Source organism: Flavobacterium psychraquaticum, assembly GCF_034497725.1.
GTDB lineage: Bacteria > Bacteroidota > Bacteroidia > Flavobacteriales > Flavobacteriaceae > Flavobacterium > Flavobacterium psychraquaticum.
In genome coordinates, this window is record NZ_JAXKVR010000026.1 from 191,593 (window position 1) to 211,524 (window position 19,932).

The 19,932-nt window shown below is 31.9% G+C and carries 19 protein-coding genes; 2 read left to right on the top strand and 17 right to left on the bottom strand.

The window, feature by feature from the left end; all coding sequences use genetic code 11:
* Positions 1-147 precede the first annotated feature (147 nt).
* The 11 genes from T1L09_RS05940 to T1L09_RS05990 form a co-directional block, all read right to left on the bottom strand.
* Positions 148-606: a hypothetical protein gene (locus tag T1L09_RS05940; RefSeq protein ID WP_322550040.1), complete on the bottom strand. Its 459-nt coding sequence runs from the start codon at positions 604-606 to the stop codon at positions 148-150.
* 183 nt (positions 607-789) lie between these two features.
* Complete coding sequence (locus T1L09_RS05945) at positions 790-3,345, bottom strand: DEAD/DEAH box helicase (RefSeq protein WP_322550041.1); 2,556 nt, start codon at positions 3,343-3,345, stop codon at positions 790-792.
* 1 nt (position 3,346) lies between these two features.
* The gene (locus T1L09_RS05950) at positions 3,347-4,240 is read right to left on the bottom strand and encodes a HamA C-terminal domain-containing protein (protein ID WP_322550042.1); all 894 of its coding nucleotides are present in this window, start codon (positions 4,238-4,240) and stop codon (positions 3,347-3,349) included.
* A gap of 466 nt (positions 4,241-4,706) precedes the next feature.
* A complete protein-coding gene (locus tag T1L09_RS05955) occupies positions 4,707-6,512 on the bottom strand; it encodes a hypothetical protein (protein ID WP_322550043.1) in 1,806 nt (601 codons plus the stop codon).
* 113 nt (positions 6,513-6,625) lie between these two features.
* The gene (locus tag T1L09_RS05960) at positions 6,626-6,868 is read right to left on the bottom strand and encodes a cytochrome C oxidase subunit IV family protein (RefSeq protein WP_322550044.1); all 243 of its coding nucleotides are present in this window, start codon (positions 6,866-6,868) and stop codon (positions 6,626-6,628) included.
* Between the two features lie 2 nt (positions 6,869-6,870).
* On the bottom strand, positions 6,871-7,443 hold the full coding sequence (locus T1L09_RS05965; protein ID WP_322550045.1) for a cytochrome c oxidase subunit 3: 573 nt from the start codon (positions 7,441-7,443) through the stop codon (positions 6,871-6,873).
* Positions 7,434-8,426 carry a DUF438 domain-containing protein gene (locus T1L09_RS05970; protein WP_322550046.1) on the bottom strand — a complete coding sequence of 331 codons (993 nt, stop codon included), beginning with the start codon at positions 8,424-8,426 and terminating at the stop codon, positions 7,434-7,436. The genes T1L09_RS05965 and T1L09_RS05970 overlap by 10 nt, the downstream gene beginning before the upstream one ends.
* Positions 8,404-10,170: a nitric oxide reductase activation protein NorD gene (locus T1L09_RS05975; RefSeq protein WP_322550047.1), complete on the bottom strand. Its 1,767-nt coding sequence runs from the start codon at positions 10,168-10,170 to the stop codon at positions 8,404-8,406. Before T1L09_RS05975 ends, T1L09_RS05970 begins: the two co-directional genes overlap by 23 nt.
* Positions 10,171-10,181: 11 nt before the next feature.
* Positions 10,182-10,967, bottom strand: coding sequence for a CbbQ/NirQ/NorQ/GpvN family protein (locus T1L09_RS05980; RefSeq protein WP_322550048.1), 786 nt, complete (start codon positions 10,965-10,967; stop codon positions 10,182-10,184).
* A gap of 105 nt (positions 10,968-11,072) precedes the next feature.
* Positions 11,073-12,410: a cbb3-type cytochrome c oxidase subunit I gene (locus T1L09_RS05985; RefSeq protein WP_322550049.1), complete on the bottom strand. Its 1,338-nt coding sequence runs from the start codon at positions 12,408-12,410 to the stop codon at positions 11,073-11,075.
* Positions 12,411-12,428: 18 nt separating this feature from the next.
* Positions 12,429-12,860 (bottom strand): c-type cytochrome, encoded by a 432-nt coding sequence (locus T1L09_RS05990; protein WP_322550050.1) that lies wholly within the window; start codon positions 12,858-12,860, stop codon positions 12,429-12,431.
* 159 nt (positions 12,861-13,019) lie between these two features.
* Between T1L09_RS05990 and ric the strand changes: the two genes are divergently transcribed.
* The gene (gene ric, locus T1L09_RS05995) at positions 13,020-13,739 is read left to right on the top strand and encodes an iron-sulfur cluster repair di-iron protein (RefSeq protein ID WP_322550051.1); all 720 of its coding nucleotides are present in this window, start codon (positions 13,020-13,022) and stop codon (positions 13,737-13,739) included.
* A gap of 291 nt (positions 13,740-14,030) precedes the next feature.
* Here the strand turns inward: ric and T1L09_RS06000 are convergent, their stop codons facing one another.
* From T1L09_RS06000 to T1L09_RS06025, 6 genes are all read right to left on the bottom strand, one after another.
* A complete protein-coding gene (locus tag T1L09_RS06000) occupies positions 14,031-15,308 on the bottom strand; it encodes an alginate export family protein (protein ID WP_322550052.1) in 1,278 nt (425 codons plus the stop codon).
* 30 nt (positions 15,309-15,338) lie between these two features.
* Entirely contained in the window at positions 15,339-15,932 is a 594-nt protein-coding gene (locus tag T1L09_RS06005; RefSeq protein ID WP_322550053.1) for an SCO family protein, read from the bottom strand.
* A 28-nt stretch (positions 15,933-15,960) separates the two neighbouring features.
* Positions 15,961-16,656, bottom strand: a complete 696-nt coding sequence (locus T1L09_RS06010; protein WP_422718465.1) for a formylglycine-generating enzyme family protein — start codon at positions 16,654-16,656, stop codon at positions 15,961-15,963.
* Between the two features lie 111 nt (positions 16,657-16,767).
* Positions 16,768-17,193 (bottom strand): c-type cytochrome, encoded by a 426-nt coding sequence (locus tag T1L09_RS06015; protein WP_422718466.1) that lies wholly within the window; start codon positions 17,191-17,193, stop codon positions 16,768-16,770.
* 29 nt (positions 17,194-17,222) lie between these two features.
* Positions 17,223-18,692, bottom strand: coding sequence for a copper-containing nitrite reductase (gene nirK, locus T1L09_RS06020; protein WP_322550055.1), 1,470 nt, complete (start codon positions 18,690-18,692; stop codon positions 17,223-17,225).
* Between the two features lie 326 nt (positions 18,693-19,018).
* Entirely contained in the window at positions 19,019-19,660 is a 642-nt protein-coding gene (locus T1L09_RS06025) for a TlpA family protein disulfide reductase (RefSeq protein ID WP_322550056.1), read from the bottom strand.
* Positions 19,661-19,703: 43 nt separating this feature from the next.
* Between T1L09_RS06025 and T1L09_RS06030 the strand changes: the two genes are divergently transcribed.
* On the top strand, positions 19,704-19,932 hold a 229-nt coding region (locus T1L09_RS06030), incomplete at its 3' end, for a transposase (RefSeq protein WP_322548909.1).

A 19,932-nucleotide genomic window follows, 5' to 3' on the forward strand; every position in this document is an offset into this window, starting at 1 on the left:
GAGCTTGAAAAGAGTTTTTGATTATTTATTAGCAATCCTATATAGTATTTTCGGCTAAACGAAAATACGATAAAAAACGGTAATTCCACTAAATTCGCAAATGGCGCAAGACGTGTGTTAGGTAGTGTAGTTTTATACGTTCTTATTTCAGTTTTCCGCTTTTTTTATATTATAAATGTAAACTTGAAAATTGTCATTTTCGGATTCTTTTATTAGAACAATTTCTTCAACAGTTTTTATGTTTTGATATGTTACTTTGTAAGAATATACAATTGATTTTTTGTCTGCGGAAGTTTCACTTTTCATCAAAGTTTTTTCAATAAGTTTTCCGCAAGACTTATTTTTTTCTTTTAGAATTTCTTTGAACTTATAATATGGAGTTTTTTGATAAAATCTAAAACTAATTAAAGGACTCAATTTTTCAATATTATTTTGGTATTTATAAAACATTTCGATTGTCTTTTCAGACGATATTTTTTCAGTCTTTTTTATTTTAGATTTAGAAATTACTTTTCCATTGCTGTTAACAAGTATGTCTTCGGTTTTATTTTGTCCTCTAGAAATTGAACAGATAATAAGCATTAAAATTATTGTAATCTTTTTCATTTAATTTTCTTGAATTCCACGATTTTTTCGACTATGCTACCTAACTTCTTGGCGCTACAAGAAGTTGGGGTTTAAAGATGCGAGTTTTTTCCATTAAACACTAATTTTCCAAGTACAAAACCATCTTTAAATTCAGCCAAATACCCAAATTGCTTGTAGCGCGTGTTGGCAGTAGTTGCTTTTTTAGAGTACTTTTCTAATTTCTTCGTATTCCAAAGTTTCTTTTTTGTAGACGGTTAATAATTTTATTTTATTTATTGCACTTAATTTCCCTTCTATTATTATTAAAGCATCTCTATGGTTTTGATAAATTTTAATTGCTGTATTTCTTGATAATCCAATATTTTGAAGAGCAATAATTATTCTGTTTTGTGTTCCATATTCTAATAGTGTTGCCCAATTTTCGCCTGCATTTTCTTCACCTAATATCTTTACTAGTATTTGATAATAATGATTAAAATATTTTTCTAATAAAAATCTCAATATATATTCAATATCATCTATTGTATTTTCTATTACAATGTTAATATGTTTTTTGTTCTTTTTATCAAACGTCTCAAATTCATCGTAGGAAATCTTAATAGTATTATTGTTATCATAATTCCAATTTATTGCTTGATTAATTATTTGGTTCAATGTGAAACCGTTAATCCATTGATTCATCAGAACTGCATAATATTTTAAACTGTTGATTTTTTTTAATCTGGTTTCTGCTTTTTCCCAAGAGTAAAGTTTGTAAAAATTTTCCAACACTTCTAAACAGGTATTGTAATTTATTTGACTACTTGGAGGTAATGTAATTTTTCCTTTCGATTTCTTGAGTTTTAAATAAACATTATTTTGTATTTCAAAATCAATTGTTTGATTAAATTTTAAAATGAAACTAGGTATTTCATAATCCTTTGTTTTGGAATTAGCTAATTCTATTATTTTAGTTTTATTTTTTTCAATTAATTTAGAAATGATTGGACTTTTATAATTTGAATTTGTTTCTAATGAATCTACTTTTATAATATTAGCTATATATCTTAATATCTCCTTTTCTGTCTCGGTTCCTGATATATCTTTATCATTTAGTAGCTTTTCTATTTTTTGTAAATTTCGATCAACTTTATTTAAAATTGTTGGGTTAAGATCAATTTTCTCTTTCTTAAAAATTTCTTTATTGTCCCACACAAAATTATCATATTGAACGCAAAAAATATTTCCTTCTAATTCTTTTGAAAGTCTTCCTGCTCTACCTGATAAATTCCAAAAATCAATAGGTTGTAATTTACTTTTACTTCCATTTCTATTATCAAGTATAAATATATTTTGTGTTGGCATATTTACTCCTTCTAATAGAGTTGAAGTACAAAATACATTTCTAATTTCTTCAGTTTTATATAAATCTTCAATTAAGTTTCTTATAAGTTGAGGGAGTTTTCCATAATGATAAGCAACTCCTTTCATCAATAATTCAGCTAAATAATAATCAGGATGTATGTAATCTTTAATACTTTGGACAGCTTTTAAAATATTATTGGTAGGAGCGAACTCTCTTATTTTTAAAGCAAATTCGTTTGCCTTTTCAATTGTTTTTCTTTTTGAATTACAATAAATAAGATTGTTTTTATTTATTCCAATAAATTCAATTAAATCAATTTCATCTTGTACTTCTGAAAAATCAACTTTATCGTTTAGGTTTATAATATTTCCATTCGAATGTAATTCGAAGTTTTGATTTGTTAAATCTATAAAATATAGATTTTGTGACACAGGAGATTCATCTGTCTTATAAAAATTATTTAAAGTTTCTCTTCCAAATAATTTTAGAAATATTTCTGGATTTGAAACATTTGGTGAAGAAAAGTAAAGCTTAATATTCCCATATTTTTTTTGAACTTTTTCAATTGCTGTATAAGTTGTTATACTTCTAGAATCATTGTTATTCGCGAATTTATGAGCTTCATCAAGAAATAAGAAACCTATTGGTGGATTATCATCTTGTGATAGATAACTTATTAATCTTTCAGGAGTTAATACAAAAATATAATTAAATTTCCCTTCCGTTAAAATATCTGAAACATTTGAATTTATAAAGACTTTGTATTTATAAAATTCTAATAATTCTGACAATTCTGATTTTAAATCAATTGAAAATTGATTTATTAATGCTCTAGTTGGAACAATTATTACTATATTTTCGGGAGGACTGTTTTTAATAACTTTTTTTATAAAAGATTTAATTAAAAAAGATTTCCCCATTGAAGTTGGTCCTGAAAAACTAAATTCAATACTATTACTTAATTTTGAAAATAGTTCATATTGGGAATCAGTAAAAAAAGTATTTTCAGTATCTGGAACCTTCTGAATTATTTTTTTTGAATCGCTTTCAAAATCTCTTAGCAATGGTAGTTCTGCAAAATTATCATTTTTAATTTCTAGAAAATTAATTGCAGGATAATTTCCTAGCATACTAAAAACTGCTTTTGAAATAGTTCTGTAAGTTGGGTTATTACTGTAATTATGATTTAAAGAAGTAATTATTTGATATGCTTTGTTTCGGCTATTTGGTTCCTTTGAATTTGATAAAATATCTGCAAATCGTAAAGCATCAATAAATTCTTTATTTGTCAAATTTGATGGGTTTATCGATTTGAGATTGTATTCCGCTGATGAGAGCAAACATTTTTCAAAGATTTGTATAAAATAATCATCTAAGTAGATGTCTGAAATTAATTTGTCAATTAAACGCATATTAAGTAGTAATTTCTTTGATTATTTCTTTACGTATTTTTGCCAAATCACTAAACGGAATTACATAAATATAAAACTTGTAACCTGAAAATTCATTTTTCTTAATTTGAAAATTAAAAGATGATATTGTAGAAATTATCTCTTCTTTAATTCTTTTTCTAATTGTATCGCGAAACTCAGAATTACTTAATTCACTTTCTGTTTCACTTATTGTTAAATCATAGCCTAAAAATATCCCAAAAGAATAATCCATATATGTTTGATCTTCTTTTGCACTTGGAATGATTATTTTCTTCAGAATTTCATAACTATTTTCATCAAAAGCTTCTTTTACTAATTCACTATTTATTAAATCAATTTCAAATTTTAATTTTCCTTTTTCTGTTAAAAGTGTTTTAATAGAATCGAAAGCAGAATAAATTCCTTTAGTTAGCTTTGCTTCAAGTTTTGATTCACCGAAAATAAGCTGATATTCTTTATCATTAAGTTTTAGTAAATGAACTCCATCAGCTCCTTTAACATAATCGTTATGTGCTGTTTTTAATTCTAGTTTGGTTAAAATTTTAGGTGCATTTAAATGTGACTCAAGTAAACAATATAAAAGAATCTCACCAAGTTCGCCTTCATTTACTGAATGATTTCGAAGTTTTGCTTTTGCATTGTCTATTAAGTCTTTAAGTTTATCCTCTTTTTTCAAATGAGCAACTTGTTGCCTCGAAAGTGCAAAATAATGTAGTTTGTTCCCTAGCTCACTAATAAGTTCATCATAGGAGAATGAATTGTTTTGAACCTTTAAAGTAAAAAGATTTAAACTATTATCTCTTTCTAATTTTTCAGAAACTAAATCGTGATAAAACAAATCTAAAAAATCTTCTTTAATACTTTTTTCTATCATAAATTTAGTTAGGTTAGTGTGACTCTGCGGTGCAATTACTGCCAATTCATATATACACGAACTTAAAATAATTGAAAATTCGTAAATACTTGTTTTTTAATTTTTTATGAAAATATATTTAATAAAATGAAATTTGGATTATTTTTTTTAATAGAAATTCCCTACGAATATAATACATTTTTTTCCTACAAAATACATCCGTTCTCTAAATTTCTTTAACTAACTCAAAACATCGATTAAGTACCATTTTTCAATCAAAAAATATATATGAATTTACTGCTAGGTTGCGTTAAGGATGGGAGCGGCATCCTTTTTGTTTTTTCTTTAAAAACAAAAAGATAGAGCGGACAGCCTGCTCGAACGCCAAGAAAAAAGTTGATAGTTAATGGTTGATGGTTAAAAGAAAACACCATTACTCAATAAATTTCGTAATGGTGTTTTTGTAATAAAGTATCTGTAACTTACTTTAGAATGCTGGTTCTTGGTAGGTTATTTGTTGTAATTTATTTTCGAAAATTGCCATATCTGCTGTGATTTTTGCAAAGCTTGCAAATGTAGTAGCATCTGTGAATAACGATTTGTAATACGAAATTCCGTTTGTAAGATTGGTTTTAAAGGTTTCCCACTTCTTAATTTGTTGGGCAGTGATTTCTAACGTATCGTTGATTTGGTTCGTTAAATAAGTCACATATAATTCCAGTTCCTTCACAAACATATTAGGTCTGTTTTCGTGGTTTTCGATGTTTTTTGTGCCATAAATATGGTGCATCATCTCTTTTAAAGAAACTTCTTTAGAGAAATAAGCCATATTTGGACCCGGACAAACGACAACTCCTTGGTTTTGACCTTTTACAGGGATTCCGAATTCTAACAAACTTGGATTCGCAAGTCCCACACACAAACACGACTTTTCAGTAATGGAAGTGTACGCTTTGGTGTATGCTTGTTCGGAAATTGTATTTCGGGTTTCTTCTAACGCTTCAATTTTCTTGTCTTGGTATTTTTTTGAAGCCGAACAACTTCCTTCTGGATCATATTCTTTGCTCAACGCTAAAAACTTTTTAGGACAAGAACTTCCTGCTTTTCCAGAGGCAATTCTTTGGTTTTTGTAAAAGTCATTCGTCGTTCCTTTAATGGTGTTAAACGGCACGCCTAAAGGTGAAATATTACTCAAATATAAATCTTCGGACTTTGCTCCTGCTAATAATTTTCGGGTTTGAACGTCTACTGAAGTCGCTTCTGGAACCAATAAAAATGGCGAACCCCAACCTACTGCGTCCATATTGTAATGGTCTAATAAAAATTGATGTTCTTCTGCCGTTCCAACGCCTCCTTGCACTGATAATTTTAAATCGGGCGGTGTGTTTGGAAGTATTTTATTTTTTGCAGTTAAGGCCGAAGTCAATAAACCATAAGCCGATTGAATTAAATCTTGTTTTTTGTTTTTGAATTCTTCTAAAATGGGACCTAATAAAAATCCGTCCGTTGCGAAAGCGTGTCCACCACAATTTAGGCCTGATTCAATGCGGTATTCTGAAACCCAAAGTCCTTTTTTTGCTAAAAAATTTCCTTGAATCATAGCTGATCGAAAATCACTAACTTTTAGGATAATTTTCTTCTGAAATTGTCCGTTTTCGTTTGGATAAAAAGCATCAAACGATTCCATATAACTGAATAATCTCGGATTCATACCCGCAGAAAAAACTACGGATGAATTGGTTGTGCTGTTCATAAATCCGCGTAAGGCCGAATGAGCATCGTTATAAATCACAGGCAATTGCTCGTGGTCTTTAAAATTATCTTTGTCCAGTTTGGTCATAATGTTCACATCAATACTTCCGGGATGAAAATAATGATTTAAAGTTGTTTGCAACTCGTGAAAATTATCTTTTCCGGAAGCAATCAGTTCTTCTAAACGCTCTTTTAATTGGGAACTTGAAGGTAAAGTAGTCATAAAATCATCTAATTTACTTCTAGTTTCTATTAATTCTGCTTTAAAAGATTCGAATTTCTGCGTGACAACGGTGTCAATTAAATTCAGATAATTGGTGATTCTTTTGGCTCTAAAATCTTCAACTTTTTGCGAAATTTCTTCATAAGGTTGTTTGAATTTTTGGGCATAAAAAGCAGTCATTTTTTCGATTAAATCATCGTCCATAATGGAAATAACGGAATCTATTCCATACTGAGCAACACGAATAGGGCTATCAATAGTGAACGCCAATCCCATTACTGGAATATGAAAAGTGTGTGTGTTCTTTTGTAAAATCATTTTATGGCGGTTTTGAATTGTATTGTTTTGATTCTTAATTCTTTAAAAATAGTAGCAACAAATTAAATGCAATCAAAATAGAATTTATATGATAAATATCATCCTTCGAAAAATTATAATAAAATTATAAGTACTAATCCCATAAATGCACCAAAAGCAAGGAGTAAATACTTCCAGAAGGCATGGGCTTTTTTCAATTCCATAAACTGAAATGCTACCAGCCAAAACTTCACCAACGATAAAGTAACAACTGTGCCAACAATGATATCTGAACTTACATTAAAAGCAAAAAATGCAGCCACTAACGTGAGAGTTATCAATAAAATAAATGTTGATAAAAGTGTTTGATTTTTCATAATTAAAATAATAAATAAAGTACCGGATATAAAAGCAACCAAATGATATCGCACATGTGCCAGAATGTTGCACTTGCTTCAATATCTTCTAAAGATGCTTCTGTTTTGCTTTTTTGGATGGATCTTCGAATAAAAATCAAAATAATCAAACCGACCAAAACGTGAATCCAGTGGAAGCCTGTTAACAGCCAATAATTTGTGAAAAATGAGCTTTTTCCCATAGTTAAGCCCATTTCTATTTTTTCGTAATATTCGTATGATTTTAAAATCAAGAATCCAAAGCCAGAAAGAATTGCCCAAAGCATAAATTGCGTCGTTTTTTCTATTTTCTTTTCTTTGAAAAAATGAACGGCTTTTGCTACAAAAAATCCACTTGTTAATAGTAATATGGTATTAATTGTTGCGGTGAATTTGTTCAATAACTGACTGTCGGCATGAAATTGTTCTCGTTCTAAAGAACCATAATAAGCCAACGCCAAAATGGCCATACCAAATGTGAATAATTCTAAATAGATGATGATCCACATTAAAATTCCTCCTGGAGGATAATAAATTGATTTGTGATTTACTTCCATTCTAATAGTCTTCTTTCTCCGTCGATTTGTTTAATTTCAGTGATATCTTGTGACATTTCGATTACGCCTCTGTAGTTTTTTTTGTCGTCTCTAACAGCAAAGTATCGAATGTAAATTTGGCGTTCTTTGTAATTAATCCAGAACGAAGCTTCATTTTGTTCGCCTTTTCTAAACGCTTCTAGAATTTTCAACACCGTATCCACACTTTTTGGCGGATGACAGAAGCGAACTTCTCGGCCAATAACTCCAGCACTTCTAGGAAAAACGCGTTCTTCGCCTCTATTATAGAAAATTACTTTATCGTTTTCATCTACATACGTTAAGTCGATGGGCAACGTTCTGAAGAGCAAATTCACTTGTTCCACCGTCATATAACCTTCATCAAAGTGCGATGCGTTTTCAGCAAAAACCACATCTGTTCTGATTTCGGTATCTTGCGAAGGATGCACATAATCGGGAATATTGGGGAATTTTACTGGTGCTTCGCTTAACATCCAACCGATTTCTTCCTCGCCTTTTCGCATTTTAATCCAATCTTCATCGGTTAACAATTCTAATGCGTTTGGAAACAATACATTTTCTTCGACACTCAATAATCGTTCGATATTTTGAACAATTAAACTGCTGTTGTGTTTTACGGATGTGAAATCTTTGTCCGAAATATTTTTTCGAACGATGCGAAACATTTCTCTAATCGTATCGTGAAACGACCACATATTTTGAGAAGGTCCATTCCACCCTTTTTGTTCTAAAAACGGGAAAAGTTGGTTTTCTTTGCGTTCAAATCGCTTTTCAACCGTTGCTAATTGATTGAAAACATTATAAAATTGTTGAAATTCTTCTTTGGGATCCAAAGCATTTAGCTCGGCTATAAGTTTCTGTATCAAATCCGTTTCTAAAAAATAAGTATGAATCGGATGGCCTTCCATTACAGTGGTATGTGTTTCTTTTGTTACCATTTTATTGGTGTTTAATTTTCTCATAAAGTTTTACCAATGATTTCAGTAAAGCTTCTGGAGAAGTTAATATTTGATAATGATTTTGTCCAAACATTTGGGGCAAATAATATTTGGCTTGTGCCTCGATGGCTAATGCATACGAGTTTATTTTGCGTTCGTTTAATTCGCGTAATGCTTGTTTGATGTCTTGAATGCCGTGTTGGCCTTCATATTTATCGTAATCGTTTGGTTTTCCGTCGGATAAAACGATAATCCATTTATTTTTGGAATCTATTTGATCTAATCGTGCTCCTGCGTGCCGAAGTGCGGGACCAATTCTAGTATAACCGTTTGGTTCAATCGCTCCGATTTTATGTTTGGCTGAATTCCAATTTTCGTTGAAATCTTTTAAGGTTAAATACGTTGTGAAGTTTCTCGTTTTTGAATAAAATCCGTCGATTGCAAAATCAATGTCGAATTCGTGCAGAATTTCTCCAAATAAGATGGAAACTTCTTTTTCAACATCAATCACCCGATTTCCGGCGGCATAACCATCGCTCGAAAGACTTAAATCTAACAAAACCAAAATAGCAATGTCTTTATTTTTTTTGCGATTCGAAAGATAAACGCGTTCGTCAGGCGATTTTCCCGAATGAATATCGGTATATAAATCCGTTAAAGCGTCTAAATCGAAGGCTTCACCTTGCAATTGTCGGCGTTGTTGTTGCATTTTATTATTCACACTAGTTAGCATTTTTCGCAAACCATTTAAAGTGGTTTTATACTTCGCCATTGTGTTTTTATAGTACGATGGATGTGTTTTTATTTGCGTTTTTGGATACACTTTACAAAAACCGGGTAAGTAATTTCGCTTTTTAAAATCCCATTCATCATATTTTAAGTGGAATCCTTTTTCGTCGACCTCAGCACTTTCGGCAATGGAAGTATTTTCAATAAAATCAGCTTGATAAACCGAATGCACCATATCATCCACCCGAACTGTAAAACGCATATTCATTTCTTCCAAGGCGTCTTGATGTTCTTTTAAATCATCTTTTCCGTCGAAATCGCGCCAATTTCCGTTGAATTCTTCAGCCGTTTCAATTTTTTCAAAACTGTGCATCAACACATAATCTTCTTGCTGTTTTTTGTCGATGGCAAGCGATTGAATTTCTTCTACTGCATTCGCGTGAAGCGTTGTTTCCGCCACCACACTGTTTTGAATTTTTGTAGCTACATCGTCAAAATTGTGCAAGACGTCTGAAGCATCAACTTCGGGCGAATTTTTCATCCATTTGCCATATAACCAACTAAAATCAGCTGTTTCTTTGTTTTTTTCGAGCGGTAATTTTGGAACGGCTTCGTAATACCATTCGTCTAAACTTGGGTATTCTTGAAATAATTTCTCCAACACTAATGGAGCCGTTTCTTGTGCTTTTTCTAAGGATAAGTGTTGTAAATCGTCTAGCGAAGTCCAGTTTAAATTTAATTGTTTCTGAACGCTTAAATACGCCGTTCTGAAAAAATAAAACTTCCTGTTTTCTTCTTTTGTTGGAAAAAGGGAACAATTTATCGGTAAAAAGAAGTTCAAGTTTTTATAACCACCTTCGCGTTCGGCCGGAAATATTTCAATAGGAACACCACAAAGTGCTCTGGCTAGAAGTGTTAATCTGGGTTTAATTTCGGACAACGTCACTTGACGACTCAGCATTTCAGTGTCATTGAGTCGTTTGTTTTTAAAGTATTTGATTACTTTTTTATATAAAATTTCATCTAATTCGAAGCCCATTATTTATTTCTCTAAATCATTAAATCACATAAATCTTTCAAAGCATTGATGGTTTCGCGTTCGTCCGTTAATGGTTCTACCACAGCCACGTGAACGGCTAAACGTTTTGGAAGTCCGTTGTTAATTAACTTCGCGGCGTCAACTAGAAGTCGGGTTGAAACGGTTTCGGTTAATCCCAGTTCGGTTAAATTTCTAATTTTCGCACCGATTGTGACTAATTTCTGAGCGATTTCAGCTGAAATTCCGGTTTCATTGATTAAGATTTCAGTTTCTGCTTTTTGATTTGGATAATCAAACGAAAGTGCTACAAAACGTTGGCGAGTTGACGGTTTTAATTCTTTAAATCCTTTTTGATACCCCGGATTGAAGGAAGCTACTAAAAGAAAATCGGGATGTGCTTTGATGGTTTCTCCTAATTTATCGATAAAAAGCTCTCTTCTGTGGTCGGTTAAGGAGTGAATCGCAACGATTACGTCGGGTCTTGCTTCCGCAACTTCATCTAAATATAATATGTGTCCGTTTTTAACTGCGATAGAAAGTGGTCCATCAATCCAAACGGTTTCGGCTCCTTTGATAATAAATCTTCCGATTAAATCCGTTGCAGAAGTTTCTTCGTGACAACTTACTGTAATTAGTTTTTTATTCAATTCATTGGCCATAAATTCAATAAAACGCGATTTACCGGAACCTGTTGGTCCTTTCAATAATAAAGGTAATTGCAATTGCTTGATTTGATTGAAAACTTCAATTTCTGAGCCAACTGCTTTATAAAAAATGGTTTTTTCTGCTACTAACATTTCTTTTTTTGTTTAAAAACCGAAACCAAATGCCAACAGCGACAACTCTGGGCAATTGGTCTCGGTGGGTTATTAATTGTAAACTCTAACCTAAAAAATTAATAACTATTCTTCTTTTATAAGAGCTTCATCAGTTGGTTTACCATATTTGATAAACTCAATAATGAACATTGTAATTCCGGTTGCAAATAAGGTTGCACAAACTAATAGTACAACGAAATGAATAGCAATTTCATTTTGAACGTCCATAAAATCCATTTTCATTTTACGTTCTAAATATACTTGGGCTACTCCAGCAACTCCGAAAGCAACTGTCATTCCTAACATTCCTACATTTGAAAACCAAAATGCCATGTGTCCTTGTGTGCTGTTGTAACGTTTTCTTCCGGTCATATTGGGTAAAGCATAACTAATAATTGCTAAAACAATCATCGCATAAGCGCCCCAGAATGCGTAGTGACCGTGCATTGCTGTTACTAAAGTTCCGTGTGTGTAAATATTTGTTTGTGGTAAAGTATGTGCAAAACCTAATAAACCAGCTCCTACAAATGAAACGATTGACGCTCCGATTGTCCAGAATAATGCAATTTTATTAGGGTGCGATTTTTCTCCTTTACGATACATATAAACCGCAAATAATGCCATTGCTAAGAATGCTAGCGGTTCTAATGCTGAGAAAATTCCACCTACGATTAACCAAATTTTGTTGACGCCGATGTAATAATAATGGTGCCCTGTTCCTAATAATCCAGAAAGGAAGGTTAATCCAACAATTACATACAACCATTTTTCAATAACTTCGCGGTCAACACCAGTAAGTTTGATTAATAGGTACGATAAAATACCTCCCATAATTAATTCCCAAACTCCTTCTACCCATAAGTGAACAACCCACCAACGGAAGAATGAATCTGTAACTTGACTATCGAACCAAATCATCCCCGGAAGGTATAATAAAGCGGCGAAAACCAATCCCATTGTTAATACTAAAGCCGTTGTAGTTCTTCTTTCTGCTTTGTATAAAGTTCCTAAGATTAAAAACAAGAATAACAAGACATTTATTACTACTAAGAAGTCTAATTCTCTTGGAATTTCAAGGAATTTTCGACCTTCCCAAATGTTAAAGTGAAAACCTACAATGGCTAAAACACCAACAATAGCAAGCGAGATTAATTGTACATACGCTAATTTCACATTGATTAATTCGCGTTGTGCTTCTTCTGGAATAATGTAATAAGCGGCTCCCATAAAACCGGTTAACAACCAAACTACTAATAAATTAGTATGAACAGCTCTTGCTGTATTGAATGGAATAAAGTCGTGCAAACCATCCATTCCTATTCGGGCAAAGCCCATTATAAAACCGTAGACAATTTGCAATGCAAACAATAACATGCATAAGGCAAAAAACCAATAGGCTACTTTCTGTGATTTATATTTCATAATACTATTAATTTTAGATTATTCGTCTTTCGCTAAAGGTGAAACTACGCGTTCGAAGCCATTTAAATCAATTTTTCCAATCCAATTGAAGTACGCGATTACAGCTTCAGCATCGGCGTCATTCATTTCGTATTTGACCATTTTTCTTCCTTTTGGTCCCCAAGGAATTGGCGATTGAAGTACGGCTTTTACATAACCTTCTCCTCTTCGCTCAATAACCTTTGTAAGTTCTGGAGCATAATAACCTCCTTCTCCTAGTATGGTGTGACATCCCATACAATTATTCGATTCCCAAATTTCTTTTCCTCGAATAACTTTTGCATCAATCTTATCATGATACGTTTGATCGTTTCCAGGCATGAACGAGTAAACCGTTAATCCAATGAAGACTAAAAAGGTGATTACTGTTCCTCCTAAAAAAAATGTTCTGGCTTGTGATTTTGATAACATATTTGTTAGTTTAGTTTATTTTAAAATATAGAAGACAAAAAAATCTTTTATATTCTTTAGCAAAATAAATACATTAAAAAGACACCTAATATGATTGCAATCATAAAATATAAATTATATTAAGGATAAATTTGTCTTCTATTTAAAATATAACATATTATGGTAGTAGATACAAACAAAACAATCGGTGAAATGGTTGCCGATGATTTTAGAACAGCAAGTGTTTTTAGTGCAAATAAAATTGATTTCTGTTGCAAAGGTAATCGTACTTTAGATGAAGTATGCAGTCAAAAAGGATTAGATGTTTCTACTGTGCTAGAGCAATTAGAGAAAGCAACCGCTACGGACAATACTTCGATTGATTTTAATACTTGGGAATTAGATTTATTAATCGATTACATCGAGAAAAAACATCATCGTTATGTAGAAGAAAAAATTCCTGTATTGTTGTCCTTCTTACTAAAATTAGAACAAGTGCATGGCGCAGCTCACCCTGAATTGTTCGAAATTAAAAATTTATTCAAAAGAACTGCAGATGAATTAACGCAACACATGAAAAAAGAAGAGTTAATCCTTTTCCCTTACATTAAGAAAATGGTTGAAGCAGATCGTACTAAATCAGCTTTAAGTGCTCCAGGATTTGGTTCTGTGGCAAATCCGATTGCAATGATGATGGAAGAACATGAAAATGAAGGCAATCGTTTTGAAAAAATTGTAGCAATTTCTAATAACTACACGCCTCCTGCTGATGGTTGCAACACTTATAAAGTTACGTTCCAAATGCTTCAAGAGTTTGAAAGTGATTTACACACACATATCCATTTAGAAAATAATATATTGTTTCCAAAAGCAATTGTTTTACAAGAAAAGTTTTTATAGTTGATGGGTTCTTTTAAGTTAAATCATCTTGTTTACAAGACGACTGACCTTAAAGATAAAAGGACTGCTAATATGATGTTAGCGGTCCTTTTTGAATTACTAATTATGCTACTTCATCTATAACCTTGTACTAAAGCAATTGTAATAAAGTTGCGATAAAATAAATTTAATTGTTACTGAAAGTTAAGTTAAATCGCCTTATAGAAATGAAGACCTCTAAAATAAAAGGACTGCTAATGTAAATTTAGCAGTCCTTTTTGAATTAATAATAACCTAATAATCAATTAACCTTTATTTTTTATAAGTAAACAATTGCGGACTAAATGAAACCATTATCCAAGCCCAGTTGTTGTTGTTTGTATTGTCTCCTCCTTTTAAGGTTTCCATCGTATTGCTTGCAAACATTTTAGACACACCGCCAGAAATTAGAAAGTTTTTGTCCGCTTTATAAGAAGCTGTTAGATCGATTTCTGTTCCTAAATAATTGTCTTGTTTTTCTAAAGTTATAGGACTGTAAACTGAAGCAGCACTCGAGAAAAGATGAGGAATCAAAGCTACTTGCCATTTATTTTTGTCGAAAGTAAGTTTTGCATAAATATCTTGTAATCCTACAGAATTCTTATGATTTCCGACGTAGAAATAATCCATAAATCCATTAAATCCGTGATTGGTTCCAAATAAAGGTGTGAATGCTTTAAATTTTGCATCCGAATCATCTTGATCTTTTCCGGAAAGATATTCAAATCCAACTTCAGCTTTAAAAGATTCTGTGAATTTGTATCCTAAATTCAATGCTCCATAATAAGCAGAAATAGCTTCTTTATCATTTGGTAAAGCCACTTCACCTGTTTGAAGATATAAACCAGCATCAGCAAAGAAATTTGAAGCATTCAATTTACCATAAACTCCAACTGTTTGTAAATAGGCCACTTGAAATTTATTCTCTACTACATTTTCAAATTGATATCCGGTATTCATTGCTAAGAAACTTATGCTGCTGTTGGTGAATTTTTGGTTAAACCAAGCAAATTGTAAGTTCTTATAATTGGTTGAATAAGCTACTTCGTATAAAGTTTCAGTGGTATTGTTCAAAGCTGCACCCAAATCCAATTGATAATTGTTTTTTTTGTTGGAAACTAATAAAGCATCGTGACTTTGTCCTTGTTGAGCCCAATCGATTCCGCCTAAGATTCTTTGATTGTCATACGACAACACTTGTCTTCCAATTTTAGTAGTCCAACTTTCATTGAAATCATAGCTTAGCCAAGATTCAAACAAAGCAATTCCGTTTTTATCCGAAGCAGAAGTTGTAGCTACATCGCCCCAAATTCTAACATTTTGAAAAGAAATATTCGCTTTTAATTTATCTTGCTTATAGAAGAAATTCATTCTGGAACGTTGGGAAACTAATGAAGTTGGGTACAAATCGTCTTTCATTAATTCTTTATAACCATTTCGATATTCAAAACGTGGTCGTAGTTGTAAGTTTACTTCTAACTCTTGTCCGAAAGAACTTACTGTCGTAATTGCAAAAGCAGCAACAACGAATAATTTTATATTTACTTTCATCGATTTTTAGTTTTTAGGTTTGAAGATTCGCTAGTTAATTTTAGCCGCTTCTTCAGTGATTTTAGCAACTGTTTTTTCATAACCAGTTCCTAATCCTTCTTGTTGATAAGTCATTTCACCTTCTGCATTGAAAATACTAATGATATTAGAATGTGAAAAATCGATAGGCGATATTTTTTTGTAATTTACGGCTAAAACTGCCGCAAATTCGCGTGTATTTTCTTCATTTGAACGAAGGAACGTCCATTGATTTCCTGTCATTTTGTTTTCTATGGAGAATTCTTTTAGGCGTTCAGGTGTATCCACTGTTGGATCGATACTTACTAAAACTAAATTCACCTTCTCTTTATATTCTTTTGGAATTAGTTCTTCTATATGACGCATATCGGCAACTAATCTTGGACAAGCCGATTTGCAAGAAGTATAAATCATTACCATCACTAAAACTTTACCTCTCAACTCCTTTAATTCAATGTCTTTTCCATCTTGATTGGTCCATTTTTCGGGTAAATTATAGATGGATAAATCCGTTATCGGTTTTTCTACTATATCTTTTTTTTCTACTTTGGAATTGCAACTTACTACTAGTAAAAAGGCAATTGCTAGCAACATCATTTTTTTCATGCTATTTGATTTTAAATTGATAACTCAATTATTCGATGTTTTTGGCACATCTAAAGCCTAAATTTTTTGTAGTATAATTTGCTTTCACACTACCTCTGAAGGCATAACGCATAAAAGCGGCATAATTCATTAAATCAGTTGCGTTTACTGAGCCACTTCCGCAAAATAATTCTTTGTCGGTGTCTTTATCTTTTCGAGATTCACCCGATAAAAAGATGCTATTGAAATCGAAAGTCCATTCCCAAACCAATCCGTGCATGTCATAAATTCCCCAATAATTTTTAAAAGTTTGTCCGACAGGATTGTTATATGTTTTGTTTTTTTCGTACCAACTTAAAATATATTTATTAAATTCTTCTCTAGAACGAGCGTCTTTTCGTTTTTCATCGGCCATTGCAACATATTCCCATTCGTCTAATGTGGCTAATCTTTTACCTCGACATGCACAATATTCTTTAGCCGCGAACCACGAAATATTCGTTACGGGTGCATTGGCATTTAAGGCTCCAAAATTTAAATCACCTGTCCATTCTGATAAATAGGTTTTATTTGCAAATAAGCCTTTGATTTTAGATTTTCTATAATTTGGATTGGTTTTTAAAAAGGCAAGATATTCTTGATTTGTAACGGGATAAACATCCAATAAAAAAGCATTTACTTTAACTGGTTTTTTATCGGCTGTTCCATATAAAGGAATATAAGTTCCAGATTCTATGGTTGCCATATTTTTGGTTCCCTGCGAAAAAGAAATGGAAACCCAAAAAAGTAAAACTAGGCAATAGTTCAATCGATTGTTAATTTGAGTTTCCATTATCATTCTTTCTAATGTTCTTATTTATTTTTTGCCTCTTTGTGCTTTAACCATTGCTGGAGTAACTTTTGTATTGTTATTTCCCCAACTGCTGTAAACATAAGTTAATACATCAGCTACTTGTTGGTCATTTAATCCTTGACCAGTCATAACACTATTAAATTTTTTACCGTTTACTGTAATTGGACCTGTTAACCCGTTTAGAACAGCTCTAATTGCTCTGTTAGTATCAGCATTTAGGTAATCTGATTTCGCTAAAGGTGGAAATGCATTTGGAATTCCAAGTCCGGTTGCTTGATGACAAGCTACACAAGTTTTTGCATATATCGCTTTTCCTTTTGTTACATCTTGAAACGCTACTACTTCAGTAGTTTTTGTTGCAGGCAATTTAAAACTGATTAAAGTTCCTGTTACAATTAGTGCCAAAGCACCGAAGATTATTTTTTTCATTTTGTTTGATTGTTATATTTGATTAATTATTATTCGTGTATGTCTTTTGTTTTTACAACCGGTTTTGCTCTTTGAGTTTTAACCATTTCTGGAGTAACTTTCGTTTTATTATTCCCCCAACTGTTATATACATAAGTTAAAACATCTGAAATTTCTTGGTCTGTTAAATTTTGACTTGTCATTACGGAATTGTATTTTTTACCGTTTACAGTAATTTCTCCACTTAAACCATGAAGCACTGCATCAATTGATCGGTTCACATCTGCGTTTAAGAAATCTGATTTCGCTAAAGGTGGGAAAGCATTTGGAATTCCTTGACCTTCTGATTGGTGACAAGCAAAACAAGTATTAGAAAAAATGTTTTTACCATCATTCATTTGTTGCGCTAGTGTTTTATTCACAATTACTTCTTTACCATTCGCAACTTTTGGCATATTTTGGATAGTTCCACCTTCTGGCATATAAATACCTTCTTGTGTGGTTCCTGAATATAATTTTGTATTCTCTTTTCCTTCTACTTTTAGCATTCCTAAAGCTCCCTTATTAAATGCTCTAAAAATTGAGTGATCAACTAAAATAAAAGTTCCTGGTACATCTACTTTAAATTCTACTATCGCTGCTCCACCTGCAGGAATTAGAGTGGTTTGTACATTCTTATTAATCATATCGCCACCTTCAACGTGTACTCGGTCAAAAATTTCACCAATAACGTGAAAAGATGAAACTAAATTTGGTCCACCATTACCCATATAAATACGAACTGTTTCACCTACTTTAGCTGTTAATGATTTATCACCTGTTAATGCACCAACTTTACCATTAAAAACCACATAATCTGCTTTTTCATCTACGGCCTTTGTCATATCAAAAGGTTGTACTCCTGGATCTCCGTATTTTCCTTTGGTATAGAAATCACCTTGCATTACATAGTATTCTTTGTCGACTGGAGGCAAGCCACCTTCCGGTTCTACTAAAATTAAACCATACATTCCATTTGCAATGTGCATTCCTACTGGAGCTGTTGCACAATGATAGACATACAATCCTGGATTTAGACATTTGAAATTAAATGTTTTTGAGTGTCCTGGCGCAACTAAAGAAGAAGCTGCTCCACCACCCGGACCTGTAACAGCATGTAAATCGATGTTGTGAGGCAATTTGTTGTCAGGATGATTTTTTAATGTAAATTCAACTTCATCGCCTACTCTTGTTCTAATAAAACTTCCTGGTACACTTCCGCCGAAAGTCCAATAATTGTATTTTACGCCGTCAGCCATTTCACCTTGCTCCTCTTTGATTTCCATATGAACAATCAATTTAGTGGCTTTGCGATCTCCAATTGGTTTAGGAACGAATGGTGGTGCTGTTAATTCTGCAACCATTTCGTTGGCTACTGCAAGCGTTGAATAATCAGTGGAAGATTCACTGTTTTGCTTACACCCTACACTCGAGAGGCAAGCAATAGTAACTACAAGTATTCTTTTAATAAAATTACTCATGATAAAATATTTAGTTTATTATTGGTTCAATAACAGTTCATTTTCTTGTTATTGTATGGTACAAAATTAGAAGACAAAAACATCCTTTAATATGACAAAAATCATATTTCAAAAAAAAATTAATTTATTTTTATCAGTGAGATTAAAACAGCTTTATTGGAGAAAAAAATTAAAAAAAAATTACTTATTTAAATAGATGATTTTCAGCGATATGGAAATTATATGCAAAAAAAAACACTTGCAATATAATTACAAGTGTTTTGAAAATAGTTGTGTTTAAATAATCTATGTAGTTGTTTCAATGCAAAACAATACTTTTTTAATCATTAGATAGCTAAACCATCTAATATAGTTTTTAATTTTTCTTCAGAAGGACGCGGTGCATCGTAGTTAATAATTTTTCCAGCTGGATCAATTAAAATAAATCTAGGAAATCCCATAATGAAATAATCTTGAACAAATTGAGATTCATAATCTTTATCGGCTAAAAGCTGAACACCACCCATTTTTTTATCTTTAATCATCGCTCTCCATTTTGCTTCATCTTTAAGATTATCAATTGAAAGGCTAATGAATTTGATGTTTTTACCATGATATTGCTCTTCTACTTTAGCTAAATATGGGATTTCATATTTGCAAGGACCACACCAAGTTGCCCAAACATCAATATAAACATAGCTTCCTCTAAAGTCTTTTAAAGATGATTTTCCACCGGCATAGTTGGAATAATTTGTGAACTCAGGCGATTGATTTCCTTTGGCTAAAGCTTTATTTATATTTTGTTGCACTTGATAAGCTGTTAAATTATCTTTTTCAAAAGCTACTAAATTTGCTTCTTGAGTGCTAACGAAAGTAGAATCTAATTCTGCCTTTTTAGCTTTTAAAGTATTAGCAACTGCTTCTAAATAAGATTTGGTTTTTTTATCAAAAGTGTAAATCGTCAGCAAAAAGTGGACTGATTTAGACAAAAACTAAGAGAGTGTTTTCAAAAATTATTAACTTTGAAATAGTATGAAAACATCTAATAAAAAAACAGCAGAGAATTTCATCAAGGAGATTCGTAGAAATACACGAAGAATCTTTAGTTCCGAACAGAAAATCCAAATTGTCATGGAAGCTTTACGAGCAGAAATGTCAGTTGCAGAATTGTGTAGAAAGTATTCCATTAATGAATCTCAGTTTTACAAATGGAACAAAGAGTTTTTAGAAGCTGGTAAAAAGCGTTTAGCAGGTGATACCA

Bases quoted from the DNA above. Each gene is read 5' to 3' on its own strand.
- T1L09_RS05940 (WP_322550040.1), bottom strand. From the start codon at position 606: ATGAAAAAGATTACAATAATTTTAATGCTTATTATCTGTTCAATTTCT.
- T1L09_RS05945 (WP_322550041.1), bottom strand. From the start codon at position 3,345: ATGCGTTTAATTGACAAATTAATTTCAGACATCTACTTAGATGATTAT.
- T1L09_RS05950 (WP_322550042.1), bottom strand. From the start codon at position 4,240: ATGATAGAAAAAAGTATTAAAGAAGATTTTTTAGATTTGTTTTATCAC.
- T1L09_RS05955 (WP_322550043.1), bottom strand. From the start codon at position 6,512: ATGATTTTACAAAAGAACACACACACTTTTCATATTCCAGTAATGGGA.
- T1L09_RS05960 (WP_322550044.1), bottom strand. From the start codon at position 6,868: ATGAAAAATCAAACACTTTTATCAACATTTATTTTATTGATAACTCTC.
- T1L09_RS05965 (WP_322550045.1), bottom strand. From the start codon at position 7,443: ATGGAAGTAAATCACAAATCAATTTATTATCCTCCAGGAGGAATTTTA.
- T1L09_RS05970 (WP_322550046.1), bottom strand. From the start codon at position 8,426: ATGAGAAAATTAAACACCAATAAAATGGTAACAAAAGAAACACATACC.
- T1L09_RS05975 (WP_322550047.1), bottom strand. From the start codon at position 10,170: ATGGGCTTCGAATTAGATGAAATTTTATATAAAAAAGTAATCAAATAC.
- T1L09_RS05980 (WP_322550048.1), bottom strand. From the start codon at position 10,967: ATGTTAGTAGCAGAAAAAACCATTTTTTATAAAGCAGTTGGCTCAGAA.
- T1L09_RS05985 (WP_322550049.1), bottom strand. From the start codon at position 12,410: ATGAAATATAAATCACAGAAAGTAGCCTATTGGTTTTTTGCCTTATGC.
- T1L09_RS05990 (WP_322550050.1), bottom strand. From the start codon at position 12,860: ATGTTATCAAAATCACAAGCCAGAACATTTTTTTTAGGAGGAACAGTA.
- ric (WP_322550051.1), top strand. From the start codon at position 13,020: ATGGTAGTAGATACAAACAAAACAATCGGTGAAATGGTTGCCGATGAT.
- T1L09_RS06000 (WP_322550052.1), bottom strand. From the start codon at position 15,308: ATGAAAGTAAATATAAAATTATTCGTTGTTGCTGCTTTTGCAATTACG.
- T1L09_RS06005 (WP_322550053.1), bottom strand. From the start codon at position 15,932: ATGAAAAAAATGATGTTGCTAGCAATTGCCTTTTTACTAGTAGTAAGT.
- T1L09_RS06010 (WP_422718465.1), bottom strand. From the start codon at position 16,656: ATGGCAACCATAGAATCTGGAACTTATATTCCTTTATATGGAACAGCC.
- T1L09_RS06015 (WP_422718466.1), bottom strand. From the start codon at position 17,193: ATGAAAAAAATAATCTTCGGTGCTTTGGCACTAATTGTAACAGGAACT.
- nirK (WP_322550055.1), bottom strand. From the start codon at position 18,692: ATGAGTAATTTTATTAAAAGAATACTTGTAGTTACTATTGCTTGCCTC.